Origin of the sequence: Nocardia carnea (assembly GCF_029869215.1) — a bacterium.
GTDB classification, from domain to species: domain Bacteria; phylum Actinomycetota; class Actinomycetes; order Mycobacteriales; family Mycobacteriaceae; genus Nocardia; species Nocardia carnea_B.
Genome location: NZ_JARWPM010000164.1, coordinates 1 through 14,517, shown reverse-complemented (window position 1 = coordinate 14,517; position 14,517 = coordinate 1). Strand labels below are relative to the sequence as shown.

Annotated in this window: 12 protein-coding genes; 6 read left to right on the top strand and 6 right to left on the bottom strand. The window is 69.3% G+C overall.

What is annotated here, in order from left to right; all coding sequences use genetic code 11:
* Nucleotides 1–40 precede the first annotated feature (40 nt).
* Entirely contained in the window at nucleotides 41–1,120 is a 1,080-nt protein-coding gene (gene purM / locus QH276_RS11100) for a phosphoribosylformylglycinamidine cyclo-ligase (RefSeq protein ID WP_280402359.1), read from the top strand.
* Nucleotides 1,121–1,959: 839 nt separating this feature from the next.
* Here purM and QH276_RS11095 read toward each other — a convergent pair.
* The 5 genes from QH276_RS11095 to QH276_RS11075 all read right to left on the bottom strand — a co-directional run bounded on the left by QH276_RS11095 (nucleotide 1,960) and on the right by QH276_RS11075 (nucleotide 5,653).
* Nucleotides 1,960–2,166: a DUF3073 domain-containing protein gene (locus QH276_RS11095; protein WP_280402358.1), complete on the bottom strand. Its 207-nt coding sequence runs from the start codon at nucleotides 2,164–2,166 to the stop codon at nucleotides 1,960–1,962.
* A 162-nt stretch (nucleotides 2,167–2,328) separates the two neighbouring features.
* Nucleotides 2,329–3,294 (bottom strand): asparaginase, encoded by a 966-nt coding sequence (locus tag QH276_RS11090; protein WP_280402380.1) that lies wholly within the window; start codon nucleotides 3,292–3,294, stop codon nucleotides 2,329–2,331.
* Nucleotides 3,295–3,359: 65 nt separating this feature from the next.
* The gene (locus QH276_RS11085; RefSeq protein ID WP_280402357.1) at nucleotides 3,360–4,025 is read right to left on the bottom strand and encodes an MOSC domain-containing protein; all 666 of its coding nucleotides are present in this window, start codon (nucleotides 4,023–4,025) and stop codon (nucleotides 3,360–3,362) included.
* A 44-nt stretch (nucleotides 4,026–4,069) separates the two neighbouring features.
* Nucleotides 4,070–5,185 (bottom strand): YgfZ/GcvT domain-containing protein, encoded by a 1,116-nt coding sequence (locus tag QH276_RS11080; protein ID WP_280402356.1) that lies wholly within the window; start codon nucleotides 5,183–5,185, stop codon nucleotides 4,070–4,072.
* Between the two features lie 66 nt (nucleotides 5,186–5,251).
* Nucleotides 5,252–5,653 carry a sterol carrier family protein gene (locus QH276_RS11075; protein WP_280402355.1) on the bottom strand — a complete coding sequence of 134 codons (402 nt, stop codon included), beginning with the start codon at nucleotides 5,651–5,653 and terminating at the stop codon, nucleotides 5,252–5,254.
* Nucleotides 5,654–5,751: 98 nt separating this feature from the next.
* Between QH276_RS11075 and QH276_RS11070 the strand changes: the two genes are divergently transcribed.
* The 5 genes from QH276_RS11070 to cydC all read left to right on the top strand — a co-directional run bounded on the left by QH276_RS11070 (nucleotide 5,752) and on the right by cydC (nucleotide 13,293).
* Nucleotides 5,752–6,672 carry an aminodeoxychorismate lyase gene (locus QH276_RS11070; protein ID WP_280402354.1) on the top strand — a complete coding sequence of 307 codons (921 nt, stop codon included), beginning with the start codon at nucleotides 5,752–5,754 and terminating at the stop codon, nucleotides 6,670–6,672.
* A 115-nt stretch (nucleotides 6,673–6,787) separates the two neighbouring features.
* The gene (locus tag QH276_RS11065) at nucleotides 6,788–8,257 is read left to right on the top strand and encodes a cytochrome ubiquinol oxidase subunit I (RefSeq protein WP_280402353.1); all 1,470 of its coding nucleotides are present in this window, start codon (nucleotides 6,788–6,790) and stop codon (nucleotides 8,255–8,257) included.
* Nucleotides 8,258–8,266: 9 nt separating this feature from the next.
* Complete coding sequence (gene cydB / locus QH276_RS11060; protein ID WP_280402352.1) at nucleotides 8,267–9,301, top strand: cytochrome d ubiquinol oxidase subunit II; 1,035 nt, start codon at nucleotides 8,267–8,269, stop codon at nucleotides 9,299–9,301.
* 6 nt (nucleotides 9,302–9,307) lie between these two features.
* Entirely contained in the window at nucleotides 9,308–11,302 is a 1,995-nt protein-coding gene (locus tag QH276_RS11055) for an ABC transporter ATP-binding protein/permease (RefSeq protein WP_280402351.1), read from the top strand.
* A 110-nt stretch (nucleotides 11,303–11,412) separates the two neighbouring features.
* On the top strand, nucleotides 11,413–13,293 hold the full coding sequence (cydC, locus tag QH276_RS11050; protein WP_280402379.1) for a thiol reductant ABC exporter subunit CydC: 1,881 nt from the start codon (nucleotides 11,413–11,415) through the stop codon (nucleotides 13,291–13,293).
* Between the two features lie 247 nt (nucleotides 13,294–13,540).
* On the opposite strand, the gene QH276_RS11045 is transcribed toward cydC, so the two are convergent.
* Nucleotides 13,541–14,284, bottom strand: a complete 744-nt coding sequence (locus tag QH276_RS11045) for an FABP family protein (protein ID WP_280402350.1) — start codon at nucleotides 14,282–14,284, stop codon at nucleotides 13,541–13,543.
* Between the last annotated feature and the right edge of the window lie 233 nt (nucleotides 14,285–14,517).

The window sequence follows — 14,517 nt, the reverse complement described above, 5'->3', positions numbered from 1 at the left end:
GGCAATTATCCGCGGATTCGGTTTGGAGCTTCCCCCGACAATGACTGAGCAGAACGCTACCGGCGCCGGTGCCTCCTATGCCGAAGCAGGCGTGGATATCGAGGCCGGTGATCGGGCCGTCGAGTTGTTCGCCCCGCTGGCGCGGAAGGCCACCCGCCCCGAGGTGCAGGGCGGACTCGGTGGTTTCGCCGGACTGTTCGCGCTGAAGAAGAGCTACCGGGAGCCGCTGCTCGCCTCCTCCACCGACGGTGTCGGTACCAAGATCGCCGTGGCGCAGGCCATGGACAAGCACGACACGGTGGGCCTGGATCTGGTGGCGATGGTCGTCGACGATCTGGTGGTGTGCGGGGCCGAACCGCTGTTCCTGCAGGATTACATCGCGGTCGGCAAAGTCGTGCCGGAGCGGGTCGCGGAACTGGTTTCCGGTATCGCCGAGGGTTGTGTGCGCGCCGGGTGCGCCCTGCTCGGCGGTGAGACCGCCGAACATCCCGGGATGATGGGTGCCCAGGATTACGATCTGTCGGCCACCGGTGTCGGTGTGGTCGAAGCCGATGAACTGCTCGGTCCCGATCGGGTGCGGCCGGGTGACGTGGTGATCGCCATGGGTTCCTCGGGGCTGCATTCCAACGGTTACAGCCTGGCGCGCAAGGTGCTGCTGGAAATCGACCGGATGGCACTGACCGGGCATGTGGAGGAATTCGGCCGCACTCTCGGTGAGGAACTGCTGGAGCCGACCCGGATCTACGCCAAGGATTGCCTGGCGCTCATCGCCGAAACCGACGTCCGCACCTTCGCGCATATCACCGGCGGCGGTCTGGCGGCGAACCTGGCGCGGGTGCTGCCGCCCGGCCTGGTGGCCGAGCTGGACCGCGGATCGTGGAGCCCCGCACCGGTATTCAAACTGATCGCGCAGCGTGGCCGCGTGGATCGCGCCGAGATGGAGAAGACGTTCAATATGGGCGTCGGAATGGTCGCGGTGGTGGCCCCGGAGGATGTCGACCGGGCGCTGGCGGTGCTCACGGCACGACATATCGAATGCTGGACGCTCGGCTCGGTGAAGAAAGCGAAGGACGCCGATTCGCCACGCGCGCTCCTGCTCGGCGACCATCCGCGCTTCTGAACCTTCGGGACAGCGAGTTGTCGCCGTGCGGCGCCGGATCGCCGCGCGACACCGGGCGGGACGCCGGTGCACGCGGCTGGACTGTTCCTCGGTTGCTGCGCGAGGTAGGCGTCCGGGTCCTGTGCCGACCGGCAGGCGTTGGTCGGCCTGCCGAGGCGGCGCGGATCATGGAAGAGGGCCGGCCCGCAGGCACCCCGCTGGTGAGACCACATTTCGCAGGCGGGCCTCCCGCAGGGCTTTCCCTCGGAGGCGTCTGCCCCGGGCCTCGACCATTGATGCCGGGCCGGAGTGCGAAGCGCATGACGGCCGGTCGGCAGCACATGCCGTACCCACCGCCGACGCGACAACCATTGCCCGCCCGAAGCCGGGCGCCGGTGACAAGGCGTACCTGCGCCCTTGACCGTGTTCTCGGGACGCACCGACGTCGAGGTCGGCGAACTGGATTTCATACCCGACCGGAAGATCTGCCGGTTCCGGAGGTCACCGTGCCCGCATACTCGGCCCCGGGCCGAACGGCGGATGCCGACCGTATACGCGGTACGGCGTCATATCGCGCGCCGGCCAGCAGGTTTCACACCGGGGAGTGATGCCACCGAATTCGACGGGGATGGGTATAACTTGCCCACGAGTCGGGAAGAAAGAGGCAGAAATGAGCGGTGAACCGGCGACCCGTGGACGGGCCGCCTGTTCACCGTGTAGCGAGCCGGTGCTGCCGGCAGATGTCGCTTGGCCACCTCGCCGGTTCACGTCATCCACCGCCCGGCTATCCGGCGGGGAACGGCGCGAACCGGCGTTTACGGCCGAAGGGGAGGCTTATGGCCTCCCCGAGCGGTATCTGATCAGCGGCGCCAGCTGTCGTAGTCGTCATCCTCGTCCCATTTGGACAAGTTGTCCGCGTCGTGCTCATCCGACAGGACGCCGCCACGCCGGGCGTTGTCACTACCGGAAAGCTCGCGCTGAAGGCTCGCCAAGTCGGTCGTCGGCGAGCTGTACTTCAGCTCGCGAGCGACCTTGGTCTGTTTTGCCTTAGCCCGGCCACGGCCCATGGCTGACCCCCTCGCGTCACAGCGGGGCGGCCTGGGGATTGGTGGCGGCCCCGTTCCAATTAATATCTTCCTGACAGACACTTTAGCGCGTGTCCGGCCGTCGCGCTTCCACGAGTTACCTATCCGCTTGATCGACCGCCCGGTTTGCCGATATCGGGCCGCTCAATCGCCCGCGGGAACAGCCCCGGGTATGGCGCGTATCACACCCACTCGATGGCCTCCGCCGAGTACCGCCGGGGCGGCCAGCTCGGCCAGTTCCGCCGACCACGCGACCCCCATACCCCGCAGAACTGCCATGGTCAGCGGCATTCTGGCGCGATCCGCGCCGTCATCGATCTTGTAGGCGAAGGCACGGCCGTCGGGTAGTGCGCCCGCGTGCACACCGTCGGCGCCGATTTTGCAGAGCAGCCCGGGGATGGCGCGCATGGCGAGCAGGTCGGGGCCGTTGGTGCCGGAAATCACCCACGGGTGTGCGCGCAGCGCGTCGGCGATCCGGCGTTCCGGTGTGCCCGGTTCGGCGCCGGCCAGGGCCGCGAAGGCACGGGCCAGGTTCACCAGCGCGACCGGGACGATGGGTAACCCGCATCCGTCGATGCCGAGGTCGGTTTCCGGCTCGCCGGTCAGCGCGGTCACCTGGGCCGTGACGGCCTGCTGTAGCGGATGGCCGGGATCGGTGTAACCGGCGGTGGGCCAGCCGTTCACCGCGCACGTCGCCAGCATCGCGGCGTGCTTGCCGGAGCAGTTCATATATCGCTTGCCGGGGCCCTCGCCGCGGTGGATCACGCCGGCCCGGGTCTTCTCGTCCATCGGCAGATCCGGCGGGCAGGCCAGATCGTCTTCACGGAATCCGTAGCGGTGCAGCAGACGTTCGACCAGCCGGATATGTTCCGGCTCGCCGAAATGCGAGGCGCCGGCAATGGCGAGTTCGGCCTCGTCGACCGGGTCGAAACCGAGCTTCAGCAAGGTCAGTACCTGCAGCGGTTTGTTGGTGGACCGCGGGTAGATGGGGACGTGGACGGACCCTGCCTCGTACGTCGGTGCGCCGTCGGGGCCGACGATCACCACCGACCCGCGGTGCACGCACTCCCGGAAACCGGAACGCACCACTTCCACGAGATCGACGCCCATGCTCAGGGACAGCGGTGGAGGCTCCGCACCGTGCGGCTGCGTTGCCGCCGCCGGGCCGGGCCCGCTCACGCCGGCTCCGCCGCGGTGGCGCTACCGCGTTTCGCGTGCCGGGCGATCTGGAGCCGAACCTGGTCGCAGACGGTGGGCTCGGTGGCGAGCAGCAGGTCCAGCCGGGCCGGGTCGGCTCCGGTGAAGACATCGCGGACGGTGACGCCGTGCTCGGGGACGTACACCACCTCTACCCGGTCACCGGCGCCCACGCTGCCCTCGGTGAGCACCCGGAAATAGCAACCGGTATTCGCGCGGTGGGTGAACCGGCGCACCCACTGCGGTTCGCCCGCCCAATGGCCGAAGGTCGCACACGGTACGCGCGGCGCGCTCACCTCGAACTCCGCCTCGCCGACGGTGCAGCGCGCGCCGATGACGGCATCGCTGAGCGGGAGCCCGGTGATCCGCAGGTTCTCGCCGAACCAGCCGACCGGCAGCTCCCGGCCGAGTTCGGCGGCCCAGTCGGCCGCGTCTTCGTCGGCGTAACCGTAGACGGCCTGGTGCACACCGCCGTGGTCGCGGGTATTGCAGACGTGGTCGCCGTCCAGGCCGAGCCGCCCGGCCCGGATCCGGCCGGTGACCGGGCGTTTGTCGATCGCGCTGCGGCCGACTCGGCCCGGAACCGTCAGTTCGGCGTGTACGACGCACACGGCCAGCACCCGGCCGGTGTCCCCAACTCGCATCGGCGTCCCTCTCGGATCGTTGTGCTCGCGATATACCGGGCGGATCAGCGGCCGCGCAGCCGTTCGATGGCCTGGCGGCCGGGCTGCGGGCTGTCGTCGGCGATCACCGAATCGGGGTCGATCGCGGCCGCCGCGGAGCCCGCGGTGAGTTCGGTATCGGCCGGGATATTGCGTTTGATCAGCGCGAGTGCGATGGGTCCGAGTTCGTAGTGGTCGACCACGGTGCCGAGGACGCCGACCGCCCGGCCGCCCGCGGTGATCGAATCGCCGGGCGCGGGCCGCTCGTCGGCGGAGCCGTCCAGGTGCAGCAGCACCAGGCGGCGCGGTGGCTTGCCGAGATTGTGCACCCGGGCCACGGTTTCCTGGCCGCGGTAGCAACCCTTGTTCAGGTGGACGGCGCCGTACTCGTCGGGGCTGCCGATCCAGTTCACCTCGTGCGGAATGGTCCGGTCGTCGGTGTCCACGCCGATCCGGGGGCGGCAGGCGGCGACCCGCAACGCCTCGTACGCCCAGGAACCGGCCGGTTGCGCGCCGGCGGCGGTGAGTTCGTTCCAGCGGGACATCAGCTGGTCGCGGGGAATGACCAGATCGAAGGAGTCGGCGGTGGGCCACGGCATCCGGCGCAGGAACCCGCCGCCCGGCAGGGGGAGTGCCTCGTAGGTTTCGGGCAGCCGGTCCAGGCCCAGGGCGGCTGCCGCGCTGTCCGACCGGGGCCCGAGAAGGGTCAGCACCGCGTAGTCCGGTTCCGGACGGGGCTTTGCGTCCGCCCAGAACACCATTTTGGTGAGGAAGTCCAGCAGGGCCGGACCGCGTTCGGCTTCGGTGTCGATCCACACCGTGCCCGCGAGTTCGGTGAGCACGAAATGATGCTGTACCCGGCCGTTGAGATCGAGGTCGAGATTTTCCGCGCTGTGCCCGTCGGCCAGCTCGGCGATGTGCTGACTGGTGACGGTGTGCAGCCAGGTCAGCCGCTCGGCGCCGGTGATGGAGAAGACGAACCGGTGCGACCGGTCCACGATCGCGAACCGCTCGCTCGCGGCGCGCTGTTCGCCGAGTGGATCACCGTAATGCCAGGGCACTGCGGCGTCCGGGGATCCGGGCACGGCGGCGACGGCTCCCGATACAGCGAGGACAGGGCTGGGTGCGACGACCACGGACACGGCTTCCACTCTAGGAGCTGACGGCGCCGGCGCGCATCGCCGGGGTGCCCACCAGCGGTTTCCGGGTCACCGTTCGTCCGGGCGTATGCGCAACAGCGGGAGCAGGCGGGCGATCTCCGGTGCCCGGCTGCCGGAGGCATCGACCGTGCCCGCGGCGACGGCGGAGTCGTAGTCCCGCAGCCCTGTCGCCAGCAGTAGCCAGGTACGCGGATCGGTTTCGACGACATTGGGCGGAGTGCCGCGGGTGTGCCGGGGCCCCGCTATGCACTGCACCGCGACGAACGGCGGCACCCGGACCTCCACGGAATGCCCCGGCGCCGCGGCCGCCAGCGCCCGGGCGGTACCACGCACCGCGGCGGCGAGGTCCGCCCGCGCCGGCGCCGCCGCGGTGTCGTCGAACAGCCACGCGCGCACGGCGAGAACAGCCGAGCGCACCTCGGCCGGGTCGATTTGCGTCCGTCGAGCCATCTTCCGACCTTAACGAGAGTGGCGACCTGGGCGGCACCACCGAACCCGCGCTGCTGGAGGCGGCGCAAATATCACAGCCTTGGCCTACGCTCGTGCGCATGGTGGATCGAGTACTTGTAACACTCGACGGCGAGGTTCGTGACGCGGACCAGCCGTTTTTGTATGCCGATGATCTCGGCGTCCTGCGCGGTGACGGAATCTTCGAGACGGTGTTGGTTCGCGGTGGCAGGGTATGCTCGCTCGATTTTCATCTCGCCAGGCTGCGCCGTTCCGCGGAGGCTCTCGATCTGCCGGAGCCCGATCTGTCCCGCTGGCGCGGAGCGATGGAGACCGCCGCCAAGGAGTGGGGCGCCGAGCGAGAAGGGGTTATGCGGCTGGTGCTGACCCGTGGCCGGGAGGGTGCGCTCGGCGGTCCGAAGTCGGCGGTGCGTTCGGGCGAGCTGTCCGAAGCGGTTCCGGTCCCGACGACCTACGTCATGGTTACGGCGGTCCCGGAACGGGTGACCGCGGCCCGGACCGACGGTGTCTCGGTGGTGACACTCACCCGAGGCATCTCGGTCGACCTTGCGCAGGCCGCGCCCTGGCAGCTGCTCGGCGCGAAAACCCTGTCCTATGCGACGAATATGGCCGCGCTACGCTTCGCCGCCCGGATGGGGGCCGACGATGTGATCTTCACCAGTACCGAACACCGGGTGCTGGAGGGTCCGCGGTCCACGGTGGTGATCGTCCGCGGCAAGCAGTTGATCACGCCGCCGGCCAAGCACGGCGTGCTGCCGGGGATCACCCAGCGCGCGCTGTACAACGAGGCCGAGCGCAAGGGGTACGACTGCCGGTACGAGCCGTTGTTCAGTGCCGATCTCTTCGATTGCGACAGTATCTGGATGCTGAGCAGTGTGACGCTGGCCGCACGGGTGAATTCGCTGGACGGGGTGCGGATGTCGGCTTCGGATTCGGCTGCGGAGATCATCGAGATGGTGGACCGGGGCATCGAGCGCACCGGGACCATCGCGGACTGGTAATGCCCGGGGATAGTTGTTGCCGGATCGTTGGGCCGCCGTGTCGGTGGACACATTGATCGGGAGGTGGCAACGCGTAATCTGTTACTACGACACACTGTAGTAACAGGAGGCTCGTGTGGATGCCCTGGATGTCTCGCGATGGCAGTTCGGCATCACGACCGTCTACCACTTCTTGTTCGTCCCTTTGACGATCGGCCTGGCGCCGCTGGTCGCCGGGATGCAGACCGCATGGGTGATCACCGGTAAGGAGCACTGGTACCGGCTCACCAAATTCTTCGGGAAACTCTTCCTGATCAACTTCGCGCTCGGCGTCGCCACCGGGATCGTGCAGGAATTCCAGTTCGGGATGAACTGGAGCGAGTACTCGCGCTTCGTCGGCGATGTCTTCGGCGCACCGCTGGCCCTGGAGGGGCTGGTGGCGTTCTTCATGGAATCCACCTTCATCGGGCTGTGGATCTTCGGCTGGTCCCGGCTGCCCAAACTCGTGCACCTGGCCACCATTTGGATGGTGGCGATCGGCGTCAACGCCTCGGCGTACTTCATCATCGCGGCCAACTCGTTCATGCAGCATCCGGTGGGTGCTCGCTACAACCCGGAGACGGGTCGCGCCGAACTCACCAGCATCGTCGAACTACTCACCAACAACACCGCGCTGGCCGCGTTTCCCCATGTGGTGGCGGGCTCATTCCTCACCGCCGCGACCTTCGTGGCCGGGATCGCCGGCTGGTGGATGGTCCGCAACGCCCGCAGCGGGGACGCGGGCAAACTGGCCGAGGCGCGCACCATGTGGCGTCCGGCGGCGCGGGTATCGCTGCTGATCGCGGTGATCTCCGGGGTCGCGCTGGTCTACACCGGCGATGTCCAGGGCAAGCTGATGTTCGAGCAACAGCCGATGAAGATGGCCTCGGCGGAATCGCTGTGCCACACCCAGACCGACCCCGATTTCTCGATCCTCACCGTCGGCACCCACAACAACTGCGACAGCGTCATCCATGTGCTGGACGTACCCTTTGTGCTGCCCTGGCTCGCGGAAGGGAAGTTCTCCGGGGTCGAGCTGGAGGGTGTGGTCGACCTCCAGAAGGCCTACAACGAGAAGTTCGGCCCCGGTGATTACCGGCCGAACCTGTTCGTCACCTACTGGTCGTTCCGCGCGATGATCGGTCTGGCCGCCGGTTCGGCGCTGCTGGTGTTCGCCGGCTTCTGGATGACCCGGCGCGGCCGCGTCCCCGATCAACGCTGGTACTCGTGGCTGAGCCTGCTCGCCATCCCGACCCCGTTCCTGGCCAACGCGGCCGGCTGGGTGTTCACCGAGATGGGACGCCAGCCCTGGGTCGTGGTCCCCAACCCGACCGGTGACCAGGATCTGCGCCTCATGGTGCAGCAGGGTGTCTCCGATCACGCGACCGTCACTGTGTGGATATCGCTGATCACCTTCACGGTGGTCTACGGGCTGCTCGCCGTCGTCTGGTTCTATCTGATGCGCCGGTATGTCCGGGAGGGACCGGAGCGGCCGGCGGAGAAATCGCCGGACGGCCAGCCCACCGCGGAAAAGCCTGCCACCGAGCAGCTTTCGTTCGCCTACTAGGAGCCGGGGATGGAACTGCAGGAATTCTGGTTCGTACTCATCGGGGTGCTCTTCACCGGGTACTTCGTCTTGGAAGGCTTCGACTTCGGCGTCGGCATGCTCATGCCGATCCTCGGTAAAGCCTCCGATACGCGGCGCCGGGTGGTGCTGAACACCATCGGGCCGGTCTGGGACGGTAACGAGGTCTGGCTGATCACCGCCGGTGGGGCACTGTTCGCGGCCTTTCCCGAGTGGTACGCGAGCATGTTCTCGGGATTCTATTTCGCGCTGCTGCTGTTGCTGGTGGCGTTGATCCTGCGGGTCTGCGCCATCGAGTACCGCGGCAAGATCGATGATCCGCGCTGGCGGGCGCGCTGCGATCTCGGAATCGGCATCGGTTCCTGGGTCCCGGCGCTGGCCTGGGGCTGGGTTTTCGCCAATATCGTGCGCGGCGTACCGCTGGACGCAGATAAGCAATTCACCGGTGCGGTCGCGGAGCTGTTCGGGCCGTACGCGTTGCTGGGCGCCGCCACCACCGGATTGCTGTTCGCCTTGCACGGTGCGGTGTTCCTGTCGCTCAAGACCGCGGGCGAGGTACGCGCGGACGCGGTCCGAATCGCTCGCTGGTTGCTGGTGCCCACGGCCGCGGCGGTCGGTGGTTTCGGGCTCTGGACCCAACTCGCCTACGGAACCGGCTGGACCTGGATTCTCGTCGGTCTGGCGGTATTCGGGCTCCTCGGCGGCGCCGCCGCCCTGTTCGCCGGCCGCGACGGCTGGGCGTTCGCCGGAACCGCGCTCACCGTGCTCGCCGCCTCCGCGCTGCTGTTCGGCGCGCTGTTCCCGGATGTGCTGCCCTCCACCATCGACCCCGCGTTCAACCTCACCATCGACAACGCCTCGTCCACCCCGTACACGTTGAAAGTGATGAGCTGGGCGGCGTTGCTGGTGACCCCGGTGGTCCTCGGATATCAGGCCTGGACTTACTGGGTGTTCCGCAAACGCATTAGTGTCGAGCACATCCCACCCGGAATCGGACTTTCCCCCCGCGTCGCAACCGAGGAGTGACCTCTGATGGCCCGCCCGCCCGTGGACCCACGCCTGTGGCGGTACGCACGCTCGGCCCGGAACTATCTGCTGCTCAGCGTCGGCCTCTCGCTACTGACCACGATGGCCATCGTGGCCGCCGCGGTGCTGCTGGGACAGGTACTGGCCGGTGTCATCACCGACCCCGGACAGCGGACAGTGCGGGCCTGGGGTACGGAACTGGTCCTGCTGGCGGTCGCGGTCGCGGTGCGCGCGGTGGCGGCCTGGTGGCAGGCCCGGATCGCGCACCGCGCCGGGTCGCGGGTCGTCGCCGAACTGGAGCAGGCGGTACTCACCGCGGGCGCGGAACTGCCGCCCCGCGAACTCGAATCGCGCCGCACCGAACTCGCGGTCGTGGTGAGCAGCGGGCTCAGCGGATTACGTCCCTACCTGACCGGCTACGTCCCCGCCCTGCTGCTGGCCGTACTGGTGCCCCCGGTGGTGTTGGTGGTGATCGCCGCCCACGATCTCACCTCGGCGGTCATCGTGCTCATCACGCTACCGCTGATCCCGATCTTCATGGTGCTCATCGGCCTGCTCACCGAGGGCCGGGCGCGGGCCACCCTGGACGCCACCACCCGGCTGTCCGACCAGTTGCTCGACCTCTTCGCCGGTATGCCGACCCTGCGCGCGCTCGGCCGGGAAACCGGCACCGGGACCCCGGAGCCCGGCATGGGCGAGCCGGATCCGGAGAGTGTTGTGGAGCGTGGCTACGGAGGGTCCCCGCTCGTGCCCCATGGACGGAACGCGAGTGGGCCGGCTGCGGAGCGGGGCACCGGAGATCCTGCGCCGCGGCCGAATCGGCGCAGTATGAGTGGCCGGGTGCGGGAACTCGGTGAATCACTGCACCGGCGCACCATGAGCGCGCTGCGGATCGCGTTCCTCTCCTCGATGGTGCTGGAACTGCTGGCGACCCTGTCGGTGGCGCTGGTCGCCGTCGCGATCGGAATGCGCCTGGTGCACGGCGATATGGGCTTGTACGCGGGGGTGGTGGCGCTGGTGCTCGCCCCGGAGGTCTACCTGCCACTGCGCACCGTGGGCGAGCGCTTCCACGCGGCCCAGGACGGAATGGCCGCCGCCGACAAAGCTTTCGCAGTTCTCGACCCGGCCGGCGCCGGGAAACCGGGGTCCGCAGCACAACACGCACCCCGCGAAGCGAGCGGCCGGGAAGGGGAACCGCCGCCGAAGTCCGGTGTCCCGGTGTCCTCGGCGTCGGTCACATCCCCGCGCCGCGAATCGGAGCCGGACGAACCGAGTGCGTCCGGCCCGCCGTCCGTCCCGGCCGCCGGCGGAGAGTTGATCGAATTACGTGATCTGACGGTCGAATCCAGGGACGGCGCGGCACCGGATGGTTTGTCCGCTTACCTGCGGCCCGGCGCGGTCACCGCGCTCACCGGACCCAACGGCAGCGGTAAATCCACTGTCCTGCAGGCGATTCTCGGGCTGATCGAACCCACCGGCGGGACCGTGCTGGTCGACGGCGTGGATATCCGGCAGATCCCCGCGCAGCAGTGGTGGCAGCGGCTGGCCTGGTTGCCGCAGCGTCCGGTGCTGGTACCGGGCACCCTGCGGGAGAACCTCGAACTCCTCGGCGCCACCGTGGCCGGCTCCCCGCGCCGCGGCGCCACCCGGGTGCTCAGCGAACTCGATGCCGCCTGCGCCGTAACCGGTTTCGACGCCGTGCTCGAAACGCTACCCGCCGGATGGGATACCGTGGTCGGGTCCGGCGGGGTCGGGCTCTCCCTGGGGCAACGCCAGCGCCTGGCGCTCACCCGGGTACTGGCCACCGACCGTCCGATCCTGCTGCTGGACGAACCGACCGCCCACCTGGACCCCGACAGTGAGGTCGCGGTGGCGGCGGCGCTCACCACCCTCGCGCGTACGGGCGTCACCGTGGTGGTGGTCGCGCACCGTCCCGCCCTGCTGTCCGCCGCCGACGAGATCGTCGCGGTACCGTCGACCGCCCACCGGATAGCGCGATGAAATCCCGAACCTCGATCACCCGCCGCCCGCGACCACACGTAGCCGCCGGCATGTCCTGGCCCCGGCGCCGCTGGGCCCGGGTCCGGTTGCTGCTGCGCGATACCCGGCAGATGTGGGAACTGCTGGAGATCCCGCGATGGCGGCTGGCGGGCGCGGTCGGCTGGGGCGTGCTGGCATTGGGTAGCGGGCTGGGGCTGGCGGCGCTCGCGGCCTGGCTGATCGCGCGGGCCTGGCAGATGCCGCCGGTCCTGGACCTCACCGTCGCCGTGGTCGCCGTCCGGGCGCTGGGGATTTCGCGCGGACTGTGCCGATACCTGGAACGCCTCGCCACCCACGATGTGGCACTGCGTTCGATGACCGCGGCGCGTACCGAGGTCTACCGGGCGCTCGCCCGCGCGCCGCTATGGCTCACCCGCAGCGCGGCGGCGCATTTCCCGGGTCCGGCCGGGGGGTCGCGAGTTTCCGGAGCGGCCGATTTCCCCGGGTCGGCCGAGACCTCCGGTGGACGGGCCGGGCCGGATGCGGCGCCCTTACCCACCGCCCCCGGCGGTCCCGGCGTGCCGGGCCGGTTGCGACGCGGTGACGTGCTGGTACGGGTGGGTACCGATATCGACGATCTCGGTGCCGTGGTCGTCCGTACCTTCGTGCCCATCGCGGTGGCCGTGGTGCTCTCGCTGGCCGCCGTCGCCGGGCTGGCCTTCGTCTCACCCACGGCCGCGGGCGTGCTGGCGGTAGCGCTGTTCTTCTCCGGCGTCGTCGCGCCCTGGCTGTCCGCGCGCGCCGCGTCCGGTGCCGAACGCGCGGCGCGCGCCGACCGCGCCGGATTCACCGCGCGCGCGGTCACCGTTCTCGACCATGCCGCCGAACTACGGGTCGCCGGGAAACTGGACGCCGCGCTCGCCACCGCGGCCGCGGCCGATGACCGGGTGCTCGCGGCCGAGGACAGCGCCGCCGGCCGTACCGCCTGGGCGGCGGCCGCCACCCCGCTCGCCACCGGGGTCAGCGTGCTCGCGGCCCTGCTGATCGGGATCACCCTGTACGGCCCCGAGGGCGGGACACCCGGGGCAATGACGCCGATGGCCTTGGCCGTGCTGGTCCTGCTGCCCCTTTCCGCGTTCGAAGCGACCGGTGCACTGCCGGCCGCCGCCCAGGCTCTCACCGTGGCACGGTCGGCGCTGCACCGGCTCCGTGCGGTCTCACCCGACCACCGCCCTGCCGCGCCGGAACCGGCCGATTACGCCGCCGCGGCCGCCACGCCGGCCGATAACCGCAAACGGTTCGGTACCGGCGGCAACCCCCACCCGTTCCCGTACGCGGACAGCCGCGCCGACGGCGTGGTGATCGGCTGGGTCGGCGACGGTCAATGGCAGATCCCGCCCCGGCCACAGGCCGCGCGCGTGGCGGTGGTCGGGCCCAGCGGAGCCGGGAAAACCACCCTGCTGATGGCCTGGGCCGGGCTTTTCGACCATCCCGACGAGCAGGTGCGATTCTTCGCCGAGGACGCGCATCTGTTCGGCACCAGTGTGCTGGAGAACCTGCGCGTGGCCCGCGGCGACCTGGACGCGGAGGCCGCCGAGCAAGCGCTGCGTACCGTCGGGCTCGGCGACTGGCTGGACGGCCTGCCCGCGGGCGTACACACCGAGCTCGTCGGTGGTGCCGCCGCCGTCTCGGGCGGGCAACGCCGGCGGCTGCTGCTCGCCCGGGCACTGGTCTCGCCGGCGCGTGCGCTGCTCCTCGACGAACCCACCGAACATCTGGACGCGGTGACCGGCGCCGACCTGCTACGTGCGTTGCTCGATATCGACAGCGGTCTGGTCGCGCCGGACCGCGATGTGGTGGTCGTCACCCATCAACTCCCGGCCGGGCACCGCGCCGGGCTGGTGATCACCGTCGACGAATCAGGCCAGGTCCGGGCTGCTTTCCCGGACGGAAACGGTACCCGTTACGCCGTGGACGAAATTCCGTTGCCGACCCCCACCGCTCGCGGCTAGGTTCGTGGGTACACAAGGAAGGAGGTGATCCGACGAATGGAAATTCAAAGGACGCGTGAGGTGGCTGTCAGCTAGCGCTGTAGCCGGCTGTGCACGGATTCCGTTCACCCGATGTGCGCTGAGCGAATTCCAGGCAGCCACCCGGCCCCCGAGTCCCCGATCTGTCCGGTCGGGATCGGCCGCGAGTCCCCGATAACGGGGCCGCGCCGATACGGCTCGGGGGTCGTTCTTTTGCCGGGCTCGGTATTCAGCCGATATAGCGCTGCAGACGTGCGGAGAGCCGGGGCTGGAGTGGTCCGTCTGCCACCACGCGCTCTTCCACATACGCCAGGTCGCCGCCCTCGACGATCCCGTACAGCCGTTTCGCGCCGCCCACCACGGCGCCGGTCTGGCTGCGGATCACCACATCGGTCGCCAGTTCCCACGACGCCTGCGTGAGCGCGGTGCCGTAGAAGAGCTCGACAATGCCCGTGCTGTGGGTGAGCAGAAGTTCGAGCACCTCGTCGTCACCCTCGACGCCGACCCGCCAGAACCCGCGCTCGCGCAGATCCGGGCCGCCGTAACTACCGTCGGGTTCGACGAACCACGACCGTGCATCCCAGCTCAGATAGTCGCCACCGTCATGAGAGACCACGATCTCCTGGCCGAAACGGTAATCGCCGCGCTCGGGATTGTTGCCCTCGCCCTCACCGCGCCACACCCCGACCATCGGCAACAGCGCCAGCATGGCCGGATTCAGATCCGGGCCGAGTCGCAGATTGGCCGTATCATCGGGCAGCGGAAGATCCGGCAGAACGGGAATATTGCGCCCGGCGGTCGATTTGGCCCGCTCGGCCGCATCGGCCACCGCCCGATCTCCACTCAGCTGCGGCTGATCGCCGGCCGACCGGCCGTTACCGTTACGGGCGGACGCGCCGGCCGCCGGATCTCCGTTGGTGGTGTCGCTCGCTCGCTCGGCCGGATCCGGACCCTCGCTCGCGAGACCACTCATGATTCGGTGAACAGTCGGTAGAAGACGTACAGGCCGAACCATCCGATGAGGATCGACACGGCGATCAGCAAGATCTCGAAGAAGAGGACCACGGTGTGTATTTTAGGCGGCGCCTGCCGCGCCGCGGGGTTCGGCCCCCTTGGTCCCAGCGGTTGGCCCCCGCCCCACCCCCCGGGCCCCCCGGGGCGCGCGCCCGGGCCCCCAGGGCCCGGCCCACACCCCACCAGCCCCGG